We start from the raw sequence: 24,923 nt of genomic DNA, 5'->3' as shown, positions 1-24,923 counted from the left end.
CTCAGTCTCCTTTGAAATGCGCCGAAAGGGCTGCGATATGATCGGGGCCCACTTCGCAGCAGCCGCCGATGAGCGTGGCACCGAGCGCGGCCCAAGCCTTCGCATGCTCGAGATAGGCGGCGGGGCCGAGATCCGTGCGCGCAGACAAGAGATCCACCGTGGCGTTGTCGCTGTTGAAGGCGTCCACGATGCCGGTGAAGCCGTTGGCATAAGCGCCGAGCTTGACCTTCGTCTCGCGCAACATCTCGACGGCGACAGTCACGGCTTCAGGCCGCGCGCAATTGATGAGGAGCGCGTCAGGTCCAAATTCGTCTACTAATGGCAGGATATCCGTCACCGCTTCGCCCGAGCGCAGCTTCGTGCCATCCGCATCCGACACGCTCACCGCGAGCCAGACGGGCTTCCCCTTGCCCGAGCAGCCCATGAGCGCGCCGCGCGCCTCTTCCACGCCACCCATGGTTTCGAGGATGTAGGCATCCACGTAGGGCTTCTGGAGCTCGCACATCTCCGCGAAGGTCCGCGCCGCCTCCTCGGCGGGCGGCGCCTGCTCCGGCCGATAGGAGAAGCCGAGGGGCGACATGCCACCGAGCACGAGCCCCCCGCCATGGGCATCGCGTGCCTCCATGGCGATGCGGCACGCAAGGACCTGCAGCTCCTCGTAGCGCTCGGAGATGCCGTGGTGCTTCATCCGGTTAGGGCGCACGGAATAGGTGTTGGTCGTGGCGACCTGCGCACCGGCCGCGAAGAACTCGTCATGGACCTGCCGCACGAGGCCCGGATTGTCGATCAGGGCCTGCACCGACCAAAGCGAGGTCGCCTTGCCCGCGCGCTTCACGAGCTCCTGGCCCATGCCGCCGTCGAGGATCATCACGCCCATGGACTGACCCCGCCGCGGACACGAATTTTTGCAAAGATTCGTGGCGCTCTCATGGGTACATCTCCGCGAACTTCGTCTTGTACATCGCCACCATCTCTTCCTCCGTTGCACCGTCGTCGTAGGGTGGGGTGCGATATGTGGCGACCGAGAAAATATCAACCAGAACGAAGGCCCGCATGCGGTGGCTGAGATCGGGCCAGACCGCGTGCCAACAGGGCAGGAGCGCGTCGTACTCCGCCTCGCCCTTGGGCACGATCCGCGCGCGCCCGGCAAGCCGCGCGCCCTTTCGCTTCAGAATATCGATGAAATTGATCTCACAGGCCGGGTTGGCCCGCAGATTGCGCAGCGTCCCCGGCGAGCGGATATCGGCAAAGCCCAACGTAGCGTCATCCAGCACGAGGAACGTCCCCTTGGGTGCCACGGCGGGCGCGCCCTCGGGCGTCACCGTCGCCGTGAACCCGAGCGGGAACGCGGCAATCAGAGCTTTGACGCCCGCATCGATCATGCGCGCAGGCGGCTGTTGTCAGGGTCCCAGAGCGGGCCGTCCGGCTGCACCGTCGCGCGGAACTTCTCGCCGAAGATATCGACCTCAAGCTCCGTGCCTTCGACAGCCAGATCGGTCCTGAGCATGCCGAGCGCCACCGAATGCCCCACGCGGTAGCCCCACGCGCCGGACGTCGTCTCCCCGACGATCTCATCGCCCGACCACAGCGTCGACATGTTGGGCGCATCGTGGCCGTTCGCCTCGACCTTAAGCGTGACGAAGCTCTTCTTCGAGCCTTGCTGCTTTTCGTTGAGCAGCGCTGCCTTGCCCGGGAAGTCCTGCGGCTTGTCGAGCTTTGTGAACCGGTCGAGACCGCCTTCAAGCAGCGTGTAGTCGGTGCTCAGATCACCTTTCCACGCGCGGTAGCCCTTTTCGATGCGCATGGAATTCAGGGCATACATTCCAAAGGGCTTCACGCCTGCGGCGTAGAGAGCGTCCCAGATCGCGGGCATGGCTTCGGGGGCGGCGTGGATTTCCCAGCCGAGCTCGCCGGCGAAGGAAACGCGGATAAGCGCAGCTTCCTGCCCCGCCACAGTGCCCTCGAAGCTCACCGAGAGCCAGGAGGCCGAGAGGTCGTGCCCCTCGCAGAGCGGCGCGAGAATCTCGCGGGCCTTGGGACCGGTCACGAGGAGACACTCGACCTCCTTCGTGTGGTCGGTCACGGTGATCCCCTCCGGCGCCTGGCGCGAGAAAATTTCCGCGTCGTGCCATTGCGCCGTGGCCGCGGTGATGAGGCCCACATCGTCCTCTCCATGAACCATGACCGAAGTCTCGGTCAGGATGCGGCCGCGCGAATCCGGGAAGTACGCCAGCGATACGCGGCCGGGCTTCGGCAGGCGCGAGGCGGTAAGGCCATCGACGAAGTCGCGCGCGCCAGGCCCCTCGACCTTGAAGCGCGAGAACCCGGTAATGGGCAGCATCCCGCATTGGTCGCGCACGGCCTCGCATTCCTCGCGGATGCGCGGCTCCCACGGGCCATTGCGGCTCCAGGTCTCGGTCGCCTCGAGCGAAGTGTCGTCGCCCTCTTTGGCAAACCAGTTCGCCCGCTCCCAGCCATTGTAGGCGCCGAATTGCGCGCCTGCGGCCTCGAGCCGGGAATGCAGCGTGGAAAGCTTGCGCCCCCGCCCCGCCGGCCATTCCTTGTAGGGGAAGTGCATGCCGTATTCGTGGCCATAGACCTCCATGGCCTTCTCGATGCAGTAGTCGCGATCCGTGTGGTCGGTGTAGCGGCGCGGATCGACGGCCCACATGTCCCACTCGGTCTCGCCCTCGACGATCCATTCGGCGAGCACCTTGCCCGCGCCGCCGCCCTGCGTGATCCCGAAAGTGAAGACGCAGGCCTCGAAAGCATTCTTCACGCCGGGCATCGGCCCGACGAGCGGCAGCCCGTCCGGCGCGTAGGGGATGGGGCCGTTGATGTTGCGGCCCACGCCGCCTTCGCCGAGGATCGGCACGCGCGCCATGGCATCCTCGATGTACCATTCCAGCCGCTCGAGATCGTCGGGGTAGAGCTGGAAGGAGAAATCGTCGGGCATTGGATCGTCAGGCGTGATCCAGTGCGCCTTGCAATTCCTCTCGTAGGGGCCGAGGTTGAGCCCGTTCTTGTCCTGCCGGAGGTAGTAGGAGCTATCGACGTCGCGCAGGAGCGGGATCTTGCGGCCGTTGGCCTCCGTCCATTCCTTGAGCGCCGGGATTTCCTCGGTGAGGAAATACTGGTGGCTCATCACCGCCATGGGCACCGTGCGCCCGCCATAGGGCTTGAACCATTCGCCCACCCGCTGAGCGTAATATCCCGCAGCGTTCACAACGAATTCACAGCGGATCTCGCCTTTTTCCGTCTCAACGACCCATTCATCGCCCTCGCGACGCACGCCCGTCGCGGGGCAGAACCGTGCGATTTTCGCGCCCATCTCGCGCGCGCCTTTGGCCAGCGCCTGCGTGAGCTGGGCTGGGTCGATATCGCCATCGTCGGGGTCCCACATGCCGCCCGCGAGGTCGTGGGTCTCCATAAAGGGATAGGCTTCCTTCATCTCGGCATTGGTCATCATATGAAGATCCATGCCCTGGTAGCGGCCCATGCCCACGGCGCGCTCGAATTCCTGCATCCGCTCCTTGGAATGCGCGAGCCGGATGGAGCCCGTGACGTGGTAGTTCATCGGGTAGTCGACCTCTTCCGCGAGACCGGCATAAAGCGACAGCGAATAGCGCTGCATGTTCATCACCGCCCAGGAGGTGGAGAACGAGGGGCAGTTCCCCGCGGCATGCCATGTGCTGCCTGCCGTGAGTTCGTTCTTCTCGAGGAGCACGCAATCGCTCCAGCCCATCTTGGCCAGGTGATAGAGGCCAGAGACGCCCACGACGCCTCCTCCGATGATGACCACGCGGGCCGTGCTGGGCAGGTCAGACATGTCGGTTCTCCTTTCGTGGCGCGGCGGGCGCGGGCCGCGGGCTCAATTCAATAGACCGGGGGCGCGATCACCCAGATCGCGACGCAGGCGGTGTCATGGGGGTTGGCCCAGCGGAAGCTCTCGCCGCGTATGCGGAAGCTGTCCCCGGCACGCAGCTTGTGCAATGCGCCGTCGATCCAGAGATCGAGCTGGCCTTCGATGATGTATCCCACCTCTTGTGTGGGGCGGCTCACGGGCACGGCGAGCGCCGAGCCCGGCTCGAAGACCGAGCGCACCATCTCGAAATCGTCGGTGAGGTCAGGCGACAGGAGCTCTTCCGTCAATCCAGCCTCCCGGGAGCCGATGGGCCGCCGCGCGGCAGCGCGCACTACCCGGCCCGCATCGTCGGCGGCCATGGCGTCAGAGCGGAAGAGCGAGGAAACAGAGACGTCGAGCGCCGCGGCAAGCTGCCTCAGATCGCTCACGGAGGGCTCAGAGAGATCGCGCTCCACCTGGCTCAGCCACCCCACAGAGCGCTCGAGCCGCTCCGCGAGATCCTGCAGCGTCAGCCCACGCGCCTTCCGGAGGGCGCGAAGATCGGCCCCGAGGGAAAAGGTCGTGCTGGCTTGTGTGTTCACGGCGCGCCTCGCATGCTCGAAATATCAGGCCCCGCTGCCGTGAAATTTTCAAGCGAAATTTCACGGCAGCGCCGGGTGCGCGCCCTAGGCGGGGGCCGTCGGCACCGCGCGAAAGGTCGCTTCGAGGATCCGTATCAGGAGCTCCGCATCGGCTTCGGTAAAGGCGGCGGGCTGGTCGCTGTCGATGTCGAAGACCCCGAGCAGGGAACCGTCGCCCGCAAAGACCGGGAGCACGAGCTCCGAGCGCGTGCTCGACGCGCAGGCGATGTGGCCGGGGAAGGCCTCCACATCGGGCACGAGCTGCACCCGCCGCTCGCGGGCCGCCGCGCCGCAGACCCCGCGCGCGAAGGGGATCGTAAGGCAGCCATGGCCGCCCTGGTAGGGCCCGATCTTCAGGAGCTCCGGCGCCACGACGCGGTAAAAGCCCGTCCAGTCAAAGCGCGCGTCACTCCGGTGCACCTCGCAGGCCACCGTGGCCATGAGCGCGATGACGTCGGTCTCGCCTTCCGTGAGCGCGGCGATGCGGGCCTCGAGCCCGCCGAGCCCGTCATGACCTTCCAGCCCCTCCGCCGCGCCGTCCATCAGACGCGCTCCACGGCGATGGCCGTCGACTCACCCCCGCCGATGCAGATCGCGGCCACCCCGCGCCGCCCGCCCGTCACCTCGAGCGCGTTGAGCAGCGTCACGAGGATGCGCGCGCCCGAGGCTCCGATGGGATGGCCCAGCGCGCAGGCCCCGCCATGGATGTTCACTAAGTCGTGGCCGAGCCCCATCTCTTTCATGAAGGCCATGGGCACGACGGCGAAGGCCTCGTTCACCTCCCAGAAATCCACGTCGCCCACGCGCCAGCCGATCCGCTCGAGAAGCTTTTGCGCGGCGGGCACGGGCGCCGTAGTGAAGAGGCCGGGCGCCTGGGCGTGGGAGGCGTGGCCTACGATGCGCGCCCGGGCGCCCGCCCCGTCGGCGGAGAGCTCGAGCGCCGCCGCGCCGTCGCTGATGCTGGAGGAATTGGCCGCCGTCACCGTCCCGCCCTCGCGGAAGGCGGGCTTCAGCTGGGGGATCTTGTCGGGGCGCGCGGTCTTTGGTTGCTCATCCTCGCCCACGGTCAGGGCGCCCTTCCGCGCGGGCACCTCCACCTCCGTGATTTCAGCGGCAAGCGTGCCCGCGCCCTGCGCCGCCAGGGCTCGCTCGAGCGAGGTGAGCGCGTAGCCGTCCTGCGCCTCGCGGGTGAACTGATAGGCCTCCGCGCAATCCTCTGCGAACGTGCCCATGAGGCGACCGGGCTCGTAGGCGTCCTCGAGCCCGTCGAGGAACATCGAATCCATCACCTGCCCGTGGCCCAGCCGCGCCCCGCCGCGCATCTTGGGCAGGAGATACGGCGCGCGGCTCATGCTCTCCATTCCGCCAGCGATGATGCGCTCCGCGTGGCCCAGCGCGATCTGGTCGTGCGCCAGCATCACGGCCTTCATGCCGGAGCCGCACATCTTGTTGACCGTGGTTGCAGGCACCTCCTCACCCAGACCCGCGGCAAAGGCCGCCTGCCGCGCGGGGGCCTGTCCCTGCCCGGCTGGAAGCACGCAGCCCATGATGACCTCGTCCACCGGCGCGCCCGTCATCGCGGCCTTGATCGCAGCCCCGCCGAGCACTGCCGCTGGCGCCGAGCTGAGCGCGCCCTGCAGCCCGCCCATGGGCGTTCTCTTGGCCCCGGTGATGTAGACATCGCGCATGGCAGCGCCCCCTTCGTAGTCAAACGGTTTGGTAATCCTTCCTGCGTAGCCTCTCGAGAGGGCGACAGGAAGGGCAGTCCATGGAAGTGCGCACACGCGATATCGGCCAGACGCGCATCGTTGAGGTCATCGACACGCGCATCGACGCGGCGGTGGCGATCCAGTTCAAGGATGCCCTGCGCGCCGCGACAGAGGGCGGGCCGGAGCGCGTGGTGCTCGATCTGTCCGGCGTCAATTTCATCGACAGTTCGGGCCTCGGCGCCGTGGTGGCAGCCAAAAAGCTCCTGAACGGCGCGCACAGGCTGGAGCTCGCGGGGCTTACGCCCGTGGTCGCCAAGGTCTTCAAACTCACCCGCATGGACACGATCTTCGAGATCCACGCCGATGTGACCGCCGCCGTCCCGGCGCGCGCCTCCTGAGGTCCCTCGATGATCGAGGTGGAAACCGACGAGAACACCATCCGCGTTCGGTGCCTCTCGGACAGTTTCGAGGTCCGCTCCTCGCTGGAGATGCTGATGTCGGACATGGCGGGGCGCGATTTCCTCCCCGAGGAGCGCGGGACGGTGGAGCTCGTGCTCGCCGAGGTGCTCAACAACGTGGCCGAACATGCCTACGAAGAGGCTGGTGATGGGCGCATCGAGCTCGATCTCAGCTACGTCCCCGGAGGCATCTCGATCGCACTGCAGGATTTCGGCAAGCCCATGCCCGGCGGGCAGACGCCACTGGGAATGCCCGCCAACCTCGACGTACCCGTGCAGGACTTGCCCGAGGGCGGCTTTGGCTGGTTTCTCATCGGGGAGCTCGCGAAGGATCTCTGCTACGAACGGCGCGGGGAGGCAAACCACCTGACCTTCCGCATGACTCTCGGCGCTGGGCCGGGGTGACGGCGCACCGTCGGTTCTCCCAGGCTGCCTGGCACCCTCTCGGACGCCCGGAATGACAAGGGGAACGGACGAAGACACTTTGTTTCTCGCGCGGAGCGCTTTGCCCCGATTCTGCCACCATCCCTCCGCTTGAGCGGCCCGATCCGACGTCAATCCTAAGGGCGTAGCTGCTAAGAGCTTCACCCCGGCGTCGTGTGTCATAGCCCCCACCCAGAACGCGACGCCGGGGTTTTTCCCCTTCCAAGCGGCCTCCCGGCCCCAAAAGCGGCTCACAGCGCCCCTGCGCCGGTGCACGTCGTTTGCCATTGCGCTTCCGGACGACCGCTTTAGGTCTGCGCTCGCGAGAAAATTCCGAAGGGGGCGCTGCCCATGCGCGATTTCCACCTGCCCGGCCGGTCCGCGGTCTACGCCACGAATGGCATGTGCGCGACATCCCATCCGCTCGCGGCCAAGGTCGCCGTTCAGATCATGGAATCAGGTGGAAACGCGGTGGACGCGGCCTTGGCAGGGGCCGTGCTGCTCGGCATATGCGAGCCGCAGATGACGGGGATCGGTGGCGATCTCTTCGCCCTCGTCGCGCCCTCGCGCGAGGCGGACATCATCGCCCTGAATGGCTCTGGCCGCGCGCCCGCCGCGCTTTCGGCAAAGGCGCTGCGCGATGCGGGCCACGGTACCGTGCCCCCCTACGACCCGGCAGCCGTGACCATCCCCGGTGCGGTCGACGCGATCTGCCGCCTGTCGGAAGACCACGGCAAGATCGGCCTCGCCTCGATCCTCGCCCCCGCGATCTACTACGCCGAGGCGGGCATCCCCGTGGCGCCCCGCGTCGCATTCGACTGGGCCGCGGCCGTGGGCAACCTTCAGCCATCGGGCCTGCCCGGATATTCCGACGACGGCGCGCCCTTCACCGCCGGGCGCGTCTTCAAATCCCCCATGCAGGCGGAGGTCCTGCGCCGCGTGGCCGCCGATGGCCGTGCGGGCTTCTACGAGGGAGAGGTGGCCGAAGACATGGTCGCCAGCCTCCGCGCGCTGGGCGGCGTGCACGCGCTGGAGGACTTCGCCGCCAATACGCCCGACTACACGCAGCCCATTTCCGGCCAGTACGGGGATCTCGAGCTCGTGGAGCATCCGCCCAATGGGCAGGGTGCAACGGCGATCCTGCTCCTCAACATGCTCAAGCATTTTGACCTCGCGCGCATGGATCCGTGGGGCGCGGCGCGCGTCCATATCGAGGCGGAAGCGACGCGGCTTGCCTACGATGCGCGCAACCGGCTCCTCGCCGATCCCGACCACACCGCCCGGCTGGAGCATATGCTGTCTGAGGAGACGGCCGCCCGGCTCGCCGGGCTCATCGATCCCAAGCGCGCGATGGCCGATCCCGCGCCGCTCTCGGAAGCGGTCCACAAGGATACCATCTACATCACCACCGCGGACGCGAGCGGCATGAGCGTGAGCCTGATCTACTCGATCTTTCACAGCTTCGGATCCGGCATCGCCTCCGACCGCTTCGGGATCCTCTTCCAGAACAGGGGCGCGGGGTTCACGCTCGAAGCCGGCCACCCCAACGAGGCGGGCCCCGGCAAGCGCCCGATGCACACGATCATCCCGGGCATGCTGCGCAGAAACGGAAGCGTGACGATGCCCTTTGGCGTCATGGGTGGGCCCTATCAGGCCACAGGACATGCGCGTTTCGTCACGAACCTTGTTGATTTCGACCTGGATGCGCAATCAGCCATCGATGCGCCCCGCTCATTCGCGGATCAAGGCGCGCTCAAGGTGGAGCGCGGCTACTCCGATGCGGTCCGCGCGGAACTCTCCGACATGGGCCACGCGGTGACGATCCCGGCCACGGCAATCGGCGGCGCACAGGCCATCGAGATCGGGGCGGACGGGGTCCTCATCGGCGCGTCTGATCCGCGGAAAGACGGCTGCGCGCTCGGCTATTGAGCGCTCCGCGCCGGGAAATCGGCTTGCGCGAGGCTCAGTTCAGCTGGAATTGCAGCGGGTACCCGCCGTCTTCGAAGGGTCCGAAAAGATCGCCGATATCGGGATGGTCCACCGGCCGCCCCGAGTAATCGGCCACCAGATTCTGCTCGGAGACGTAGGCCACGTAGTAGCTTTGATCGTTCTCGGCGAGGAGATGGTAGAAGGGTTGTTCTTTCGGAGGTCTCGAATCTTCGGGAATGGACTCGTACCATTCTTCGGTATTCGCAAATTCGGCGTCGACGTCGAAAATCACTCCACGGAACGGATGCTTGCGGTGCCGGACGACTTGGCCCAGGTGATATTTCGCGCGCGTCTTAAACATTACAGCCCCTACCACTGCCTTGGGTGTCGGCGATTCTCTAGAAATATCAAAGGAAACACTGTGTGAACCTCGCCCTGACAGTGCTCGAAATTGTGGCGCCCGTCTTCGCCTTGGCGGGCATCGGCTTTGCCTGGGTGAAGCTCGGGCTAGAGTATCGGGTCGAATTCGTGACCCGCCTCGCGATGACGCTCGGCATCCCCGCGCTCATCTTCGTGGCGCTGATGGAGACCGAGATCGCGCCCGCCGCGCTCACACAGCTCACCGTGGCGGCCATCGTCACCTATGCCGCGCTCACGCTTGTCATGCTCGCCGTCGTGACACTCGGGCGGCTCGATCCGCGCACCTGGCACGCACCGCTCGTGATGTCGAATACCGGCAATATCGGGCTGCCGCTCGCCTTTTTCGCCTTCGGGGACGAGGGGCTGGGATATGCCGTTGTGGTCTTCGCCGTCAGCACGGTGTTTGCGTTCACCATCGGTCTCTGGCTCGTCACACGGTCCTCCAATCCGCTCACCCTAGTCAGGGAGCCCATGGTGGGTGCGACGCTTCTCGGCGCGCTCTTTCTTTGGCAGGGATGGGAGACGCCAGACGTTGTCACCAACACACTCCGCCTCGTGGGTCAGCTTGGCATCCCGCTCATGCTGATCACGCTGGGTGTGGCCATCGCGCGCATCTCGCCGGGCAATATCGGGCGCGCGGCGGTGATGGCGGCGCTCAAGCTCGGCCTCTGCAGCGGGGCCGCCGTGGTGATCGGGATCATCTTCGCACTCCCGCCCGTGGCCTTCGGGATCCTCGTGCTGCAATTCGCGGCCCCCGCCGCCGTCACGAGCTACCTCATCGCCGAGAAATACGGAGCCGACGCCGCGCCAGTGGCGGGCCTTGTGGTGCTGACCACCGCCGTTTCCGTCGTCACGCTCCCGCTCCTCCTCGCGCTCGTCCTCTGATCCCGCCAAATCGTGATTTCGCCACTGGGGCGAATGCGGTAGAGTACCGAAAAACCAATAAGCGAGTGAGGCAGATGAGCAGATCCCTCCGCGCATTGATTCTGATGACCTTTCTGGCGAGCTGCGCCGGCGGAGGGTCAGGCGAGGCACCGCGCAACCTCGACAACGCCTGTTCGATCCTCGATCAGCGCTCCGGCTACCTGCGCGCCTTCAAGGCCGCGGAGCGCAAATGGGGCGTGCCGGTCGCCGTGCAGATGGCGACGATCTACCAGGAATCGAAGTTCATCTCGGACGCGAAGACCCCGTTCCGGTACCGGCTAGGCATCATCCCCGTGGGACGCCAGTCGAGCGCGTTCGGCTATTCGCAGGCCCTCGACGGCACGTGGGACGAGTACCGCGACCAGGAGGGGGGCTTCCGCTCCCGACGAGACAACATCCGCCACGCCGCCGATTTCATGGGCTGGTACATGGCCAAATCGCATCAGGAGCTCGGCATTCCGCTCAACGACGCCACGAACCAGTACCTCGCCTACCACGATGGCCGCACCGGCTATCGCCGCGGCAGTTATCGGAGCAAGCCCTGGCTGATGCGCGTGGCACGGGAGGTAGGCGACCGCTCGGTGCTTTACCACAGCCAGCTTCAGGCCTGCCGCAAGATCTGAGCCGCGGTCTACCTGCGTGCGCCAAAAGTCTTCGAAGACTTTTGCGAAGGGTTTTCGAAAACCCTTGTAAGACTTTTCGAAAAGTCTTGGGCGCGCGGGGCCGTCATTGTGCCCAGAGACGGGCCTCGGTCACGATGTTGAAAAGCCGGTCCCGCACACGCCCGCCGGTCTCGAGCGCGCCGAGGATCACGGTGGTCTCCGCGCCATTGCCGTCTCGGATCACCCACTGGCGCAGCTCCACGGGATTGGCCGTGAAGACGAGGTCGATGGACCCGTATTCCGGATTGTCGGGGTCTTGCGCGCGCACGGTCGTTGTCTGCCCGTCGCTCCTGACGCCGGTGACCATGTTCGCCCGCGCGAGATCCACGTCCCGCGCCAGTATGATCGAGAGCGGCGTCTGGTTCAGCGGGTAGCGCGTGGGCTCGTCGGAGCGGGGATCGAAGATGGCGAGCTGCCCGCCTGCCGCGATCACCATGGCACGTTCGGGCGGATCATACTCGAACCGCACCCGCCCGGGCCGCTTGATGTAAATCGTCCCCGTGCTCACGTCGCCCGCCTCGGTGACTTGCGTGAAGGCGCCCGTGGCCGTGGTGAGCCCGTTGAGATAGGCGCTGAGCTCCGAAAGCGGGATTTCCTGCGCCCGGACGGGCAGCGCGGCGAAGGCCAGCGCGGCGGCGCCGAAAGCTCTGCGGGTCAGTGTCATCTCGAACCTCTCATCGGTGGGCCATGCGTACATAAGCCCACCAGACGTCATTGCCGAGTGCTAGGCGATAGCAGCCGCGTGAACGCGCCGATCAGCCTTGCTCGGGGACGAGGATTTCGCGTTTGCCGACGTGGTTGGCTGGGCTGACGACCCCCTCGTCTTCCATCTGCTCCACGAGGCGCGCGGCCTTGTTGTAGCCGATGGCGAGCTTGCGCTGGATGTAGGAGGTCGAGCACTTCCGGTCCTTGATGACGATCGCCACGGCCTGGTCGTAGAGCGCATCCTCGCTGTCGGTGTTGCCGCCGATCCCGCCCGCAAGCCCGAGCACGAGGTCGATGTCGTTCTCTTTTTCCTCCGCGGGCCCTTCGACCACGCCGCCCACGTAATCAGGCGGGCCGTAGGCCTTGAGATAGGTCACGATCTCTTCGACCTCCTCATCGGAGCAGAACGGCCCGTGGACGCGGGTGATCTTCGCACCGCCGGCCATGTAAAGCATGTCGCCCATGCCCAGGAGCTGCTCGGCGCCCTGCTCGCCGAGGATCGTGCGGCTGTCGACCTTGGACGTCACCTGGAAGGAGATCCTCGTCGGGAAGTTCGCCTTGATCGTGCCTGTGATGACATCGACGGAGGGCCGCTGTGTGGCCATGATGAGGTGAATGCCGGAGGCCCGCGCCATCTGCGCCAGGCGCTGGATACAGGCCTCGATCTCCTTGCCGGCGACCATCATGAGGTCGGCCATCTCGTCCACGATGACGACGATGTAGGGCAGCTTCTCGGGCTGCATTTCCTCGGTCTCCCAGACCGGCTCGCCCGTATCATCGTCAAAGCCTGTCTGCACCGTCCGCGTGAACATCTCGTCCTTTGAGAGCGCGTCGGCCACGCGGGAATTGTAGCCCTCGATATTGCGCACGCCCATCTTGGACATCTTGCGGTAGCGGTCCTCCATCTCGCCCACGACCCACTTCAAAGCGACGACCGCCTTCTTGGGGTCCGTCACCACGGGAGAGAGGAGATGCGGGATGCCGTCATAGACACTGAGTTCCAGCATCTTCGGGTCGATCATGATGAGGCGGCATTCCTCGGGCGTGAGCTTGTAGAGGAGGCTTAGGATCATGGTGTTGATCGCCACGGACTTACCGGAGCCCGTGGTGCCCGCGATCAGGAGGTGGGGCATCTTGGCGAGGTTCGCCACGATGGGGTCGCCGCCAATATCCTTGCCCAGCGCCAGCGGCAGGCGCATGTTCGTGTCGCCGAAATCGCGGCCAGACAGGATCTCGCGGAGCGCGACCATCTCGCGCTTCTCGTTCGGCAGTTCGATCCCGATGACGCTCCGGCCCGGCACGGTGGAGACCCGCGCGGAAAGCGCGGACATCGAGCGGGCGATATCGTCGGCGAGGCCAATGACGCGGGAGGCCTTGAGGCCCGGCGCGGGCTCCAGCTCGTACATCGTGACCACGGGGCCAGGGCGCACGCTCACAATCTCGCCCTTCACACCGTAGTCATCGAGCACGTTCTCGAGCATGCGCGCATTCTCCTCGAGCGCCTCGTCGCTCAGGTGATGACGCTCCACCTTGTCCGGGTTCATCAGGAGCGAGAGCGGCGGGTGCTCGTAGTCCGGCTTGTCCTCGGCGAAGGCGAGCTTGGGCTGCGCCTCCTGCCGCGCGCGGGTCGACGGCTTTACCGGCTTCTTCGTTGCGTGCTGGACGACGCGCTTGGGCTCGGGCGTGGGGATCGCGAGGGCCTCACCCTCCATGGCATCGAAGGCCGCGCCATCATCGAAATCGTCGAAGATGTTCTCGTCTTCATCGTCGTTGAACATGACCGGCGCGGGCGGTGCGGCCGACACCGGGCCCCGCGTCAGCTGCGGCTCGGCGCGGAGCAGCTGGGAGACAGACGCCTCTGGCTCGAGCTTCATCGTGCGGTCGGTGGCCTCGCGCCCGCGGGTGCGGATCGCCTTGGCGATCTTCGAGCGCACCCGATCCTCGGAGACGGACGGCACGGCGGCCTCGAAGGGGGCCGGGGTCACGAGCTCGGGCTCGGGCATCTCGGCGGGAGCGGCGGCAAGCGGCTCCCGGCGGGTGAGCGGCGGCAGAAAGGCGCGGAGGCCACCGGCCCGTTCCGCGGGCTTGGGCGCGGGGGCCGCGGCCCCATGGCTCGGCTCTGCGAGAGCGCCCGCAGCCTGCTGCGGCGCGGCCACCTGGCCTGCGAGCTTCTGACGGATGACCTGCGCCACGCGCGCGCGCTCCTCGGCGGTGGCATCGGCCTCGGCCTCGCCCACGGCCCCCATGTGCTGGGCCCAGAGCTCCTCGTTCGCGGCTGCATCCTCGCGGCGCGCGGCACGGGTCGCCTGATAGGCCTGCGCGGCAGCGAGGCTCTTCTCGTAGGAAATCTGCGCGCCCCGCCCGAGGACCCGCATGGCATAAGCATAAAGCAGAACGAGGCCCACGAGCATCCAGCGCGACAGCCGGTAGAGCTCGTTCCACGTGAAGCCCAGCACGAAGGCGGTGAGGGAGAGCATGAGAAGCGCCGCGACAAAGGAGATGAGTTTTGCGCCCAGCGCCGCAGACCACGGCACGATCTGCAACACCATGAGCAGGACCGTGTCCCCGAAAAGGCCGCCAAGCCCGAAGGAATGCCCCCAATCAGCCGGCGGGGCCAGCGTCGCGGCGTAGATCGCCATGAGCGCCACGGCGATGGGCGCGAAGATCAGCCGGCTGAAGGCGCGCTCGCGCCCGAGATCAAGCGTGAAACGTGCGCCCCAGACCATGAAGAGCACCGCAAGGCCGAGCGCGCCCCAGCCCACAATCATGAAGAGCGGCGCCGCCACCGTGGCCCCGGTGCGCCCGAGCCAGTTCTGGACCGGCGCATCTGTGGCCACCATCCAGTTCGGATCATCGGGCGAATAGGTCAGGATCATCACCGCGGCCGCGAGTCCCACTGCCGCCAGAAGCACGCCGAGAAGCTCCCGGCCCCGGCGCTCAAGCGCCTCCTGCATGCCTTGGTCAAGTAGCGGGTCACGCCCCTGGGTCTGATACGCCATGTCGTCAGCCTCGTCCTGTAGTCACGAGAAAGTCCCGCAGCGTGGTGAGGCCGCGGATCGTCTCTTCCATGGGGGCCACGAGCGCCACCCTGATGTAATCAGCGCCGGGGTTCATGCCCCGGACGTCTCTGCTCAAATACGCCCCCGGCAGGGTGCGCACGCCGGTGTCCTTCCACAGCGCTTCTGCGAACGCTTCGCCCCCGCCCACGCGGAGCCAGAGGAAAAAGCCGGCCTCGGGGCTGTCGTAGCCCTCAATCTCGGCGAAAATGTGGTCAGCTTGTTGAAATTTGTCCGAATATTGGCGGCGGTTCTCGACCACGTGGTCTTCATCGGCCCAAACCGCGGCGCTCACACGCTGCACCGGATTGGGCAGGGGCGCGCCCGCCAGCGCGCGCATCCGCTTGATCTCTGTCATCGAGCGTGGCCCGCCCGCCACGAAGCCCGAGCGCAGGCCCGGCAGGTTCGACCGCTTCGAGAGCGAATGGAAAACGGTGACACGCTCAGGATCTGCGCCGTGGGCGGCGGCCATCTCCAGCCCGCCCGGCGGCGGCGCGTGGCGGTAGATCTCGGAGTAGCATTCGTCTGAAAAGATGCGGAAATCGTAGCGCTCCGCGAGGGCCAGAAGGTCATTCCAATAGTCGGGCGTGGCCACACGGCCCTGCGGGTTCGCGGGCGAGCAGATATAGGCGATGGAGGTCCGGTTGAGCACCTCTTCAGGCAGGCTGGCATAGTCCGGCAGGTGGCCCGTCTCCGCCGTGGCGGGCACATAGATAGGCTCCGCCCCCACCGAGAGCGCCGCGATGCCGTAGACCGGATAGAACGGATTGGGCAACAGCACCGCGGGCTTTGCCCCGCTCCCGGCATCGGGCGCGAGCGCAAGCGCGGCGTTGAAGAGCCCCTCTCGCGTCCCGTTCAGGGCCATGACTTGGCTGTCGGGGTCGACAGTCACCCCGTAGCGCCGCGCGATCCAAGCCGCGATCGCCGCGCGCAGCTCCGGCAGGCCGGTATTGTCTGGGTAGCGCCCGTATTCGGCACTGTGGCTGGCGAGCATTTCGGGCAGCCAGTCGGGAAACGGGTGCTTCGGCTCCCCGATGGTCATGTTCACAGGCACGCCCCCCGGCGCATGGGCGTCGAGCAGCGCCCGCAGACGCGGCCACGTGGCATCAGGGAGGGAACGGTACCTCTCGGGGGTCATCACTACTGCCTCAGATCGGGGTCTTTTGCCCCGTATTGCAGGAGTTCTAGCCCAGCACGGACTCACCCGTCCATATGAAAGGTCGCGCGCCGCGCGGCAGCGCCACGGCGATGCACCCTATCGGCCACACTCCCGCGCTCACGCCGCAGCCAGCGCCCGTTCCGCCGCAGCGCCCAGCCTCAGGAGCCGCTCCTCCTGCATCGGCGGCACCATCAGCATGAGCCCGCAAGAGGGCACCCCGGTGGGCAGGGTCAGCGACGCCGCGCCCATGAGGTTGGCCACGCGCGTGTTCCGCAGCGTGTAGAGATTGCGCGAGACGTAGTAGTCATGGTCGGTGCCAAGCCGTGCGATCTGGGGCGGCAGGATCGGGCAGGAGGGCATGATGACCGCGTCGTATCCCGCCGTCGCGGCAAAGAAGGCCTGCCTGAGCCGCGTGAGGCGCGCCCAGCCGGCCACGTAGTCGGCCGCGGAGACGCCCGCGCCGAGCCGGAAGCGTTCGAGGATCTCGGGAAACATCTTCTCCGGCGCGGCTTCTATCACGTCCCGCCAGAGACCGTAGGCCTCCGCCGTGTAGAGAGAGAGCGCAAAGGAAAACGCCTCCTCAATCTCCACCGACGGCGCACGCTCAAGAACCGCCCCCGTCGCCGAGAGCCGCGCAGCGGCCATCTCGTAGGCGGTAGCGGGCGCTTCCTCGATGTCGTCGAAGACGATGCTCTCGAGCACGAGGAGCCGCGCGCCAGACAGCCCGGCGCCGAGCAAATCCGCGGGCCGCCGCCCTTCGAGCGCCGCGAGGAGGAGCGCGGCATCCTCCACGCTGCGCGTCAGAGGGCCCACCGTGTCAAACCGCGCGCAGAGCGGGACGAGGCCTGCATTGGAAATCCGACCGGCCGTGGTCTTGAGCCCCACGAGATCGTTCCATGCCGCGGGGATCCGCACCGAGCCGCCGGTATCGGTGCCGATTCCTGCCGCTGCGAGCCCGTGAGCCACGGAGGCCGCCGCGCCGGAGGAAGAGCCGCCCGACACGCAGTCCGGATCATGAACGCAAGGCGATGTGGCCGTGATCGGATTGTAGCCCAACCCGGAAAAGGCCAGCTCCGACATGTGGGTCTTGCCGAGGCAGACGAGCCCCTGTGCCGTGGCCGCCGCCAGGACCTCCGCGTCCCGCGCGGGTACCCGACCTTCGAGGAGGGCCGAGCCCGCCTCCGTGACCACGCCCGCCGTATCGAACAAGTCCTTCCAGGAGATCGGCACCCCGTCGAGCGGGCCGCGGCGCGTGCCGGTGCGGGCCCGGGCGCGCGCCGCCTCCGCTTCCGCGCGGGCCCGCGGCGCTGTGAGGCGCGCATAGATCCTGTCGTGCAAGGGGTGAGCGGCGGACGCCTCCAGATAGAGCTCGGCGAGCTCCACAGGATCGAGCGCGCCTGTGCCGATCGCGCGGCCCTGCTCCGCCGCCGTTTTGTCGCGCCAGTCCATTCCGCGCCGCCCCTCGCATTTACTTCGCGCCATCCTTCGCCATATCTCATCCCGTGCAAAGCGATATCCTCATCACCGGCGGCGGCATCGTCGGCTCCACCCTCGCCCTCGCCCTCGCGCGGCAGGGCTTCGACGTGACGCTCCTCGACGCGCTCCCGAAAGCCACGCGGAAAAAGCGCGGCTTCGACGGGCGGAGCTACGCCATGGCGCTCGCCACGACACGGATGCTGGGGCAGCTGGGGCTCTGGGAGGCGCTCGCGCCCAATGCGGAGGCGATGCGCGCCATCAAGGTCAGCGACGGCCGCACCGGGCAGCGGCCCGCCCCTTTCTTCATGCATTTCGACCATGCCGAGATCGGGCCCGATCCCATGGGCTACATGGTCGAGGACCGCCACGCCCGTCTCGCACTCCTCGAGGCCGAGACGGCAGAGCCGCGTTTCACCCACCTCGCCAAGACCCGCGTCGTGGACCAGCGCGTGTCACCCGGACATGCGGAGGTGGCGCTGGAAGACGGCAAGACCCTCAGCGCGCCCCTTCTCATCGGCTGCGACGGGCGCGGTTCGGGAACGGCCCAGCGTGCCGGGATCGGCCGGATGGCCTGGCCCTACGGGCAGACTTCCCTCGTCTGCGCGCTCCACGTGGAAAAGCCCCATGGCGGCGTCGCGCACCAGCTCTTCCTCCCCGAGGGCCCGTTGGCGATCCTGCCCCTCACCGAGAATCGCGTGGGCGTCGTCTGGACCGAGGCCGAGGCCCGCGCTCGGGCCATCGCGGAGATGGATGACGCGGCCTACCTCGCCGTTCTCCGCCCGCGCTTCGGCGATTTCCTCGGCGCGGTGTCGCTGGCAGGCGACCGCTTCACCTACCCGCTCAACCTCTCACTCGCGAAGAGCTTCGTCGCCGACCGCGTGGCCCTCGTGGGGGACGCCGCCCACGGCATCCACCCCATCGCGGGCCAGGGCCTCAACGCGGGCATGCGCGACGTCGCGGCCCTCACCGAGGTCCTCTCGGAGGCCCGCGCCCGCGGCGAAGACATCGGCAGCGGCGCCGTCCTCGCGCGCTACCAGCGCTGGCGGCGCTTCGACACCGCGACGCTCGCGCTGGCCACCGACAGCTTCAACCGGCTCTTCTCCAATGACCGCCCCGGCCTGCGGGCGCTGCGCGATCTCGGGATGGGCGCGGTCAACGCGCTGCCCGGCCTGCGCCGCGGCTTCATGCGGGAGGCGGCGGGTCTGACAGGGGATCTTCCGAAGCTGCTTCGCGGCGAACCGATCTAGCGGGACCGGCCTCCGGCGGATGTACGGGCACAAAGAAGGCGAGGCCGAGCGCCGATCCCGGTTTCTTTGTGCTGGGTACCTCGGGGAGTTTGAGGGGCTGGCCCCTCGATCCCGGTCCACCCGCACGCGCCGTCAGTCGAGCTGACGCGCCTCGTCCACCAAGAGCACGGGGATCCCGTCGCGGATGGGGAAGGCCAGGTGCGCGGCCTTGGAGATAAGCTCCTGCGCCTCGGCGTCGTAGCTCAGGCGCTGGCGGGTTTGCGGGCAGACGAGCACTTCGAGCATCTTGCGATCGAAGGCGACGGTCACTGCATGACCTCGTCGGCCTGCCCGCCGCGGAGCGCGTATTCGATGAGCGTGACAAGGGTCTCGCGGCGGGTGCCGAGGGAGGGTGCCTCGAGCAGCGCCTGCTTTTCCTCGGGCTCGAAGGGGCAGAGCATGGAGAGCGAATTGACGAGGAGCTCGTCCTCGGCCTCCTGCAGGCTCTCCCAGTCGGTCGAGAGGCTCTGGGAGGCGAAATAGCGCCGCAGGAGCTCCATGAACTCTTTGCGTTCGAAATGGCCGTCCTTCTCGGCAGGACCGATGTCGCGGTCAAATCCCGACCAGTCCACCTCGCAGCGCCGGTAGGGCGTGAAGCCGGAGACCTCCTCCTTCACGCGGAAGCGCGAGATGCCCGCGAGCGTGATCATGTAGCGGCCATCGTCTGTCTCGGAGAACGCGCTCACGCGCCCTGCACAGCCGATGGTATGGAGCTTTTCGCCGCCCGGGCTCTCGTAGGGAGCGATCATCCCGATGAGCCTGTGCCGTGTCTTGAGGCAATCCTCGAGCATGGCGAGGTAGCGAGGCTCGAAGAGGTGCAGGGGCAGCCGGGACCGTGGCAGGAGCAACGCCCCCGGCAGCGGAAAGATCGGGATCGTGTCGGGGAGGTCGCCAGTCCAAGCCATGCTTTGATCGTAGTGCCTGAGGCACCTCAGACAAATATCATGGAAGAAAGCCGACGCCGCCCATTCAGAACGACGGGGTCGTTGGGCTTGAGCGCATCGAAGATCGTGAAAAGCTGCGCCTTGGCGGCGCCATCGTTCCACTCGCGGTCGCGGCGGAAGAGCTCGAGGAGCTCGTCCACGGCCCCCGCGGCATCGCCGGTGGCATGCATGGCCTGCGCGAGGTCAAAGCGCGCCTGATGATCCTCGGGATTGGCCTCCACGGCCGAGCGCAGCTCCGCCACGGGGCCCGCCCCGGCCGCCTGCCGCGCAAGCTCGAGCTGCGCGCGGGCCGCCTCGAGCTCGGCGGCGTCGCTGATCTCGGCAGGCGCGCCGTTCAGAATCGCCTCCGCCTGCTCGAGATCGCCCAGCGCGAGATGGGCCCGAACGAGCCCGCCATAGGCCGGAGCATTGGCCCCGTCTTCCTCAAGGATCGCGGCGAAAGTCTGCGCCGCGTCCACGGCCGCGCCTTCCTCGAGCATCTCTTCGGCGGCGGCCACCGCGTCCGAGAGCCCGCCATCGGCGCTGCCGCCCGCGGCCTGCGCGACCTTCTCGATGAAGGCGTCCACCTCCGAGGGCGGCAGCGCGCCCTGGAAGCCGTCGATGGGCTGGCCCTTGTAGAAGGCGTAGACCGTGGGGATCGACTGGATGCGCAGCTGCGCGGCGATGGCCTGGTTCTGGTCGACATCTACCTTGACGAGCTTCACCGCGCCCTTCGCCTTCGTCACCGCCGCTTCGAGGGCCGGGGTCAGCGTCTTGCAGGGGCCGCACCACGTGGCCCAGAAATCCACGATGACGGGCACCTCCTCGGAGGCTTCGACGACGTCGGCCATGAAGGTGGCTTCCGTTCCGTCCTTGATGAGATCGCCCGCTTCGGGGCCTGCGTTGAGCTCGAGCATGTCCGGCTCCGTCATGTTGGTGTGTCGCGGCACATATGCGCGCGGGCCGCCTGAAAGTGAAGGGCTGGGGCGAAACCAGGGCATTGGCGCGAGTGGGGAACCACCGCGTTTCAAAATTTAGGACAATCCTGCGCATTTTAGGCGGGCATCGGCCATCCGAGCCCATCTTCGCCGACAGAGGTGGACGTGCGCCGACCGCCCATCACGCTACCTTGAGTTGAGTCGCCGGGAGCGCGCCATGCCACTGACCTTCCTGATCGTCACCCCAGACAACATCAATGACGGCCTCGGAGACGAGGACGAGGACGAAGATGAAGATGAGGACGAAGACGAAGACGAGCTGGCCCTAGAGACCAATCCCGGCAACGAGACCAACGGCGGCGAGGCGGAGGAGGGCGCGCGCATATCCTTCGACAGCTTTGGTGATGCCCGCGTCACCATCGAGGGCGACGTCCTCGGCGATGACAATAACTCCACCCTCGCAGCCTCCGTTACCATTGGCGGCGAAACCTACGCGGCCGGTACGCGCATCGAGACGGATTACTCCTTCATCGCGTTCGACGAGGACACCGGCCAGTATTTCCGCATCAGCCACGTCACCATCGACAACGACTACGTGGGCGCGATCGTGTCCCGTGGGTTCGACGCCGACAGCGACAGCCTCGGCGACGTCTACACGCCGGGCAACACGCTCCAGCTCGTGGATCCCGATGACGTGTCCGACCGCCCGGGATGGGAGGCCTTCGTCTTCGATCCGGACTACTCGAGCGGCGAGGACGATATCTACAGCAACGACGTGGACCTCTCGGATGACGGCTCCGTCGTCGTGTGCTTCACCGCGGGCACCCGCATCGAGCTCCCCGGGGGCGAGGTCACCACGGTGGAGGCGCTCGGCTCCGGCGATTTCGTCCAGACGCAGAGTGGCGTGCCGCGGCCCATCCGCTGGATCGCCCGGCGCCGGCTGTCCCGCGCCCATCTCGAGGCCAATCCGAAGCTGCGCCCGGTGAAGATCGGGCCGGGGGCGCTGGGCTGCGGTCTCCCTCATCGCACGCTCCGCGTTTCGCGCCAGCACCGGGTGCTCGTCTCCTCCCCCATTGCGCAGCGCATGTTCGACACGCCCTCGGTGCTTGTCGCCGCGATCCACCTCGTGGGGCTGCCGGGCATCGAGATCGACACGGACTGCACGGAAGTGGAATACGTGCATTTCCTGCTCGACCAGCACGATATCGTCTATGCCGAGGGCGCCCCCTCCGAGAGCCTCTTCACGGGGCGCGAGGCCCTGCGGGCGGTGAGCCCAGCAGCCCGGGCCGAGCTCACAGCGCTCTTTCCCGATCTCATGGAGCACGCCCCGCCCGCGGCCCCCATTCCCCCGGGCAGACGCCAGAAGCGCCTCGTCGCGCGGCACGGAAAGACGGCGAAGCCCCTCCTTTCAGGGCGCGACCTGCACTGAGCGCACCTGTGTCGCAGCGTATTCTCGATTTCGACCTTTGACGCGGGCGCCAGCGCTACGCTACCGTCCCCCAAATCGAGGGAGTTTTTATGTATCTTATCAGAGGCTTGTCGCTCGCGTTCGGAGTGGCACTCATGGCTGCGTCAGCCGCTGCTCAGGACATCGCGGGCCTTCGCGTCGAGCACACAATCCGTAACAACAAACCCCAGACGATCTCTTCCCCCGTCAGGGAGGGCGATACGGCCTTGGTGTTCCGTGTGGCTGATGGTCAGTGCGGCCGCTCGCCGGGTGGCTTCAACGATTGTGCCAAAGATCGCGAACGCTCTGAGATCCGTGATCGCGGCAATGTCGCGCTCGACCGGCCCGAATGGTACGCGGTGTCGATCCTGATCCCCGCCTCCACGCCGCCCATCGACCCTGCCAATACGAACCTGCTTCAGTTTCAGGACATCAGCGGGTCGGGTGAAGTCACGCTTGGCCTCAACCTCTACCAGGAGGGGCTCGTTCTCATCCAGTCCGACCCCACCAATCCGCAGACCGATGACATGAACCCCCCGAAGCCGCTCGTGGACAAGGTGATCGTGCGCGCAGGCCAAAGCCGAAACCGCTGGCTCGACATCAAGGTGGAAGCCGTCTGGTCCACCGGGGCAAATGGCAAGATCAATGTCTGGGTGGGGGATCGCCTCGTCCACCAGCACAGAGGCCGCAATCTCGTGCGAAACGTGGCGCCCACGATGAAGTTCGGCATCTACCGCACCTTCGTGTCACGCTACCAAGGGACCGTGCCGACCCAGACCGTGGTCTTCGACCATATCCGACGGGGCAGGTCCGAGGCGGAGGTGCGACTGCCCTGATGACCGCAGGCGTCACGCGCTGCGGACGCGCGGATAAGCGTGCGCTGTCATAAATATGTATGCAAAAATTCACTCGCCTTATGCGAGCAAGTTACCAAGCGCGCTCAGACTCGCTGCCACGCAGATAGTGAAGCTGGAGAGCGCCATGACTTTCAAATTTCTATACCTTGCCCCCCTTGCCGTGCTGCTGAGCACGAGCGCGTTGGCCAAGGACACCTCCTATGTCGGAAGCGTCGAGACGATCGCAGGAGAAGCGGACGCCGCCCGCGGCACCGTCTTCCTCGATGCCAATCGCAACAGCATGCTCGACGCGGGCGAGACCGGCATCGCCGGTGTCATGGTTTCGAATGGGCGCGAGGTCGCCACGACGGGCGAGGACGGCACCTATGAGCTGCCGATCTACGACGACATGAACCTTTTCATCACGAAGCCCGCGGGCTACGCCGCGCCGGTGGACGAATTCCTCGTTCCGCAGTTCAACTACATCCACAAGGTCGCGGGCTCCCCCGATCTGCGCTTTGGCGGGATCGAGCCCACGGGACCCATGCCCGCAGCCATCAACTTCCCACTGGTGGAGGATGACAGCGACCGGGCCGCGTTCGAGTGCCTCGTGTTCGGCGACGCGCAGCCCTACTTCAACATGCAGGTGTCCTATGTCCGCGAGACCGCCGGGCACATGCTGGCCGCGCGCGATAACAGCGACACCGAATGCCTGCTCTTCGAAGGCGACGTGATGGGCGATGACCTGTCGCTCTACCCTCGCTTCAAGCAGATCATCGCCGTGGGCGACACGCCGCAATACTACGTGGCCGGAAACCACGACCTCGATTTCGACGCCGAGGACGACCAGCATTCCTTCGACACGTTCCGTCGCGAATGGGGGCCGGAATACTACTCCTTCGACATCGGCAACGTGCATTTCGTGACGCTCGATAACGTGCGCTACCCCTGCAACGGCGTCGACCCGCACCCGTTCTGCGCGGCCGATGCACGCCCCACCTACAATGGTATCGTCACCGGGCGGCAGCTGGAGTGGCTGGCCAACGACCTGGCCAACGTACCCGAGGACAAGCTCATCGTCCTCAACGCGCATATCCCGTTCCAGACCTTCACGGACAACACCGCTGCCAAGCACCAGACGGATAACCTCGCCGATCTGGTGGCGGTGCTGGGCGACCGGCCCGTGCTCGGCCTCTCGGGCCACACGCACACGACCGAGAATATCCTGACCGGGGAATACTACGAGGGCTGGGAAGAGAATACCGGGGTGGGCCCCGCGCCCTTCCACCAGATCGTGACCGGCGCGCTGTCGGGCTCTTGGTGGTCGGGCAGCCTCAACGACGATCTCGTGCCGGGAGCGAACCAGCGGCTGGGCTCCCCCCGCGGGTTCTACGCCATCTCTTTTGACGGCTCGGACTACGTCGAGGATTTCAAGTCCTTCACCCACTCCCACGAGGAACAGTTCCACGTCTCCTTCAACTCCCCGCGCTACCGCGACTGGGCGCAGAGCCTCGTCGACTACGTGGAGCTCTACGGGGGGAACCGCGGCGACGTGATGCCGCCCGTGAGCCTCAACGACATGGGCGACGTGAACATGCTCACCCGTGCGGACCTCGAGGGCGGCACGCGGGCGGTCGTCAACGTCTGGAACGGCACGACCGAAAGCGAGGTCATGCTCTTCATCAATGGCGGGCAGGGCTTCTTGGCCACGCGCACCCAGGCGGGCGAGGGCGAGGCAAAGCTCCGCTCCATCGAGGCCTCGGACCCCTACGCCATCTTCCGACAGTTCTCGGACACGCGGCGTGCCATGGCCTCGGCCACGGGCAATAATGGCTACGAGATGTTCCAGGGTTCGATCTGGGAAGGCGCGGCTGGCCCTCTCGACAGCTGGCTCTGGACGAACTCCTCTCAGCATCTGTGGACGGTGGAGCTTCCCTCGGATCTGCCCGCTGGCATCCACAGCCTCACGGTGATGGTCACCGACCGCCATGGGCGCAGCTTCACCGATACGATGGCCTTCGAAATCGTGGAGGAGATCCCTGACATGGGCTGGCAGGAAGCCTTCTGGGAGGACTGATCCTTTCCCG

At 66.6% G+C, this 24,923-nt stretch carries 23 protein-coding genes; 9 read left to right on the top strand and 14 right to left on the bottom strand.

The window, feature by feature from the left end; genetic code table 11:
- Window position 1 precedes the first annotated feature (1 nt).
- The 6 genes from AAFM92_14750 to AAFM92_14725 all read right to left on the bottom strand — a co-directional run bounded on the left by AAFM92_14750 (window position 2) and on the right by AAFM92_14725 (window position 6,173).
- Window positions 2-877, bottom strand: coding sequence for a homocysteine S-methyltransferase family protein (locus AAFM92_14750; GenBank protein ID MEL7301638.1), 876 nt, complete (start codon window positions 875-877; stop codon window positions 2-4).
- A gap of 49 nt (window positions 878-926) precedes the next feature.
- Entirely contained in the window at window positions 927-1,382 is a 456-nt protein-coding gene (locus AAFM92_14745; GenBank protein MEL7301637.1) for a pyridoxamine 5'-phosphate oxidase family protein, read from the bottom strand.
- On the bottom strand, window positions 1,379-3,829 hold the full coding sequence (locus AAFM92_14740; protein ID MEL7301636.1) for an FAD-dependent oxidoreductase: 2,451 nt from the start codon (window positions 3,827-3,829) through the stop codon (window positions 1,379-1,381). Before AAFM92_14740 ends, AAFM92_14745 begins: the two co-directional genes overlap by 4 nt.
- Before the next feature lie 47 nt (window positions 3,830-3,876).
- Entirely contained in the window at window positions 3,877-4,446 is a 570-nt protein-coding gene (locus AAFM92_14735) for a helix-turn-helix domain-containing protein (GenBank protein MEL7301635.1), read from the bottom strand.
- Between the two features lie 84 nt (window positions 4,447-4,530).
- Window positions 4,531-5,028: a GAF domain-containing protein gene (locus tag AAFM92_14730; GenBank protein ID MEL7301634.1), complete on the bottom strand. Its 498-nt coding sequence runs from the start codon at window positions 5,026-5,028 to the stop codon at window positions 4,531-4,533.
- Complete coding sequence (locus tag AAFM92_14725) at window positions 5,028-6,173, bottom strand: acetyl-CoA C-acyltransferase (protein ID MEL7301633.1); 1,146 nt, start codon at window positions 6,171-6,173, stop codon at window positions 5,028-5,030. Before AAFM92_14725 ends, AAFM92_14730 begins: the two co-directional genes overlap by 1 nt.
- A gap of 80 nt (window positions 6,174-6,253) precedes the next feature.
- Here AAFM92_14725 and AAFM92_14720 point away from each other — a divergent pair, with 80 nt between their 5' ends.
- The 3 genes from AAFM92_14720 (at window position 6,254) to AAFM92_14710 (ending at window position 9,004) form a co-directional block, all read left to right on the top strand.
- Window positions 6,254-6,592, top strand: coding sequence for an STAS domain-containing protein (locus AAFM92_14720; protein MEL7301632.1), 339 nt, complete (start codon window positions 6,254-6,256; stop codon window positions 6,590-6,592).
- Between the two features lie 9 nt (window positions 6,593-6,601).
- Complete coding sequence (locus AAFM92_14715; GenBank protein ID MEL7301631.1) at window positions 6,602-7,057, top strand: ATP-binding protein; 456 nt, start codon at window positions 6,602-6,604, stop codon at window positions 7,055-7,057.
- A 369-nt stretch (window positions 7,058-7,426) separates the two neighbouring features.
- The gene (locus AAFM92_14710; protein ID MEL7301630.1) at window positions 7,427-9,004 is read left to right on the top strand and encodes a gamma-glutamyltransferase family protein; all 1,578 of its coding nucleotides are present in this window, start codon (window positions 7,427-7,429) and stop codon (window positions 9,002-9,004) included.
- Between the two features lie 34 nt (window positions 9,005-9,038).
- On the opposite strand, the gene hspQ is transcribed toward AAFM92_14710, so the two are convergent.
- Window positions 9,039-9,365 carry a heat shock protein HspQ gene (hspQ, locus tag AAFM92_14705; protein MEL7301629.1) on the bottom strand — a complete coding sequence of 109 codons (327 nt, stop codon included), beginning with the start codon at window positions 9,363-9,365 and terminating at the stop codon, window positions 9,039-9,041.
- 62 nt (window positions 9,366-9,427) lie between these two features.
- On the opposite strand from hspQ, the gene AAFM92_14700 reads away from it, so the two are divergent.
- Both AAFM92_14700 and AAFM92_14695 read left to right on the top strand, forming a co-directional pair.
- Complete coding sequence (locus AAFM92_14700) at window positions 9,428-10,309, top strand: AEC family transporter (protein ID MEL7301628.1); 882 nt, start codon at window positions 9,428-9,430, stop codon at window positions 10,307-10,309.
- A gap of 74 nt (window positions 10,310-10,383) precedes the next feature.
- Window positions 10,384-10,971, top strand: coding sequence for a lytic transglycosylase (locus AAFM92_14695; protein MEL7301627.1), 588 nt, complete (start codon window positions 10,384-10,386; stop codon window positions 10,969-10,971).
- Window positions 10,972-11,074: 103 nt separating this feature from the next.
- Here AAFM92_14695 and AAFM92_14690 read toward each other — a convergent pair whose 3' ends face one another.
- From AAFM92_14690 to AAFM92_14675, 4 genes are all read right to left on the bottom strand, one after another.
- Window positions 11,075-11,674 (bottom strand): outer membrane lipoprotein carrier protein LolA, encoded by a 600-nt coding sequence (locus AAFM92_14690; protein MEL7301626.1) that lies wholly within the window; start codon window positions 11,672-11,674, stop codon window positions 11,075-11,077.
- A 91-nt stretch (window positions 11,675-11,765) separates the two neighbouring features.
- Window positions 11,766-14,714, bottom strand: a complete 2,949-nt coding sequence (locus AAFM92_14685; GenBank protein ID MEL7301625.1) for a DNA translocase FtsK 4TM domain-containing protein — start codon at window positions 14,712-14,714, stop codon at window positions 11,766-11,768.
- Between the two features lie 4 nt (window positions 14,715-14,718).
- A complete protein-coding gene (locus AAFM92_14680; GenBank protein ID MEL7301624.1) occupies window positions 14,719-15,909 on the bottom strand; it encodes an aminotransferase class I/II-fold pyridoxal phosphate-dependent enzyme in 1,191 nt (396 codons plus the stop codon).
- A 138-nt stretch (window positions 15,910-16,047) separates the two neighbouring features.
- Window positions 16,048-17,379: an amidase family protein gene (locus tag AAFM92_14675; protein ID MEL7301623.1), complete on the bottom strand. Its 1,332-nt coding sequence runs from the start codon at window positions 17,377-17,379 to the stop codon at window positions 16,048-16,050.
- Window positions 17,380-17,432: 53 nt separating this feature from the next.
- On the opposite strand from AAFM92_14675, the gene AAFM92_14670 reads away from it, so the two are divergent.
- Entirely contained in the window at window positions 17,433-18,653 is a 1,221-nt protein-coding gene (locus tag AAFM92_14670; protein MEL7301622.1) for a UbiH/UbiF/VisC/COQ6 family ubiquinone biosynthesis hydroxylase, read from the top strand.
- A gap of 132 nt (window positions 18,654-18,785) precedes the next feature.
- On the opposite strand, the gene AAFM92_14665 is transcribed toward AAFM92_14670, so the two are convergent.
- The 3 genes from AAFM92_14665 to trxA are packed head-to-tail and all read right to left on the bottom strand — an operon-like array spanning window position 18,786 to window position 20,532.
- Window positions 18,786-18,938 (bottom strand): Trm112 family protein, encoded by a 153-nt coding sequence (locus AAFM92_14665; protein ID MEL7301621.1) that lies wholly within the window; start codon window positions 18,936-18,938, stop codon window positions 18,786-18,788.
- A gap of 20 nt (window positions 18,939-18,958) precedes the next feature.
- Window positions 18,959-19,597 carry an LON peptidase substrate-binding domain-containing protein gene (locus AAFM92_14660; GenBank protein MEL7301620.1) on the bottom strand — a complete coding sequence of 213 codons (639 nt, stop codon included), beginning with the start codon at window positions 19,595-19,597 and terminating at the stop codon, window positions 18,959-18,961.
- Window positions 19,598-19,623: 26 nt separating this feature from the next.
- Window positions 19,624-20,532 carry a thioredoxin gene (gene trxA, locus AAFM92_14655; GenBank protein ID MEL7301619.1) on the bottom strand — a complete coding sequence of 303 codons (909 nt, stop codon included), beginning with the start codon at window positions 20,530-20,532 and terminating at the stop codon, window positions 19,624-19,626.
- Window positions 20,533-20,770: 238 nt separating this feature from the next.
- On the opposite strand from trxA, the gene AAFM92_14650 reads away from it, so the two are divergent.
- The 3 genes from AAFM92_14650 to AAFM92_14640 all read left to right on the top strand — a co-directional run bounded on the left by AAFM92_14650 (window position 20,771) and on the right by AAFM92_14640 (window position 24,913).
- A complete protein-coding gene (locus tag AAFM92_14650; GenBank protein ID MEL7301618.1) occupies window positions 20,771-21,982 on the top strand; it encodes a Hint domain-containing protein in 1,212 nt (403 codons plus the stop codon).
- Window positions 21,983-22,116: 134 nt separating this feature from the next.
- Entirely contained in the window at window positions 22,117-22,836 is a 720-nt protein-coding gene (locus tag AAFM92_14645) for a heparin lyase I family protein (GenBank protein ID MEL7301617.1), read from the top strand.
- Window positions 22,837-22,981: 145 nt separating this feature from the next.
- Window positions 22,982-24,913, top strand: a complete 1,932-nt coding sequence (locus AAFM92_14640; protein MEL7301616.1) for a calcineurin-like phosphoesterase family protein — start codon at window positions 22,982-22,984, stop codon at window positions 24,911-24,913.
- Window positions 24,914-24,923 lie beyond the last annotated feature (10 nt).

The sequence above is a fragment of the Pseudomonadota bacterium genome (assembly GCA_038533575.1).
GTDB lineage: Bacteria > Pseudomonadota > Alphaproteobacteria > Rhodobacterales > Rhodobacteraceae > Shimia_B.
This window is presented reverse-complemented; position numbering and strand designations above follow the sequence as displayed.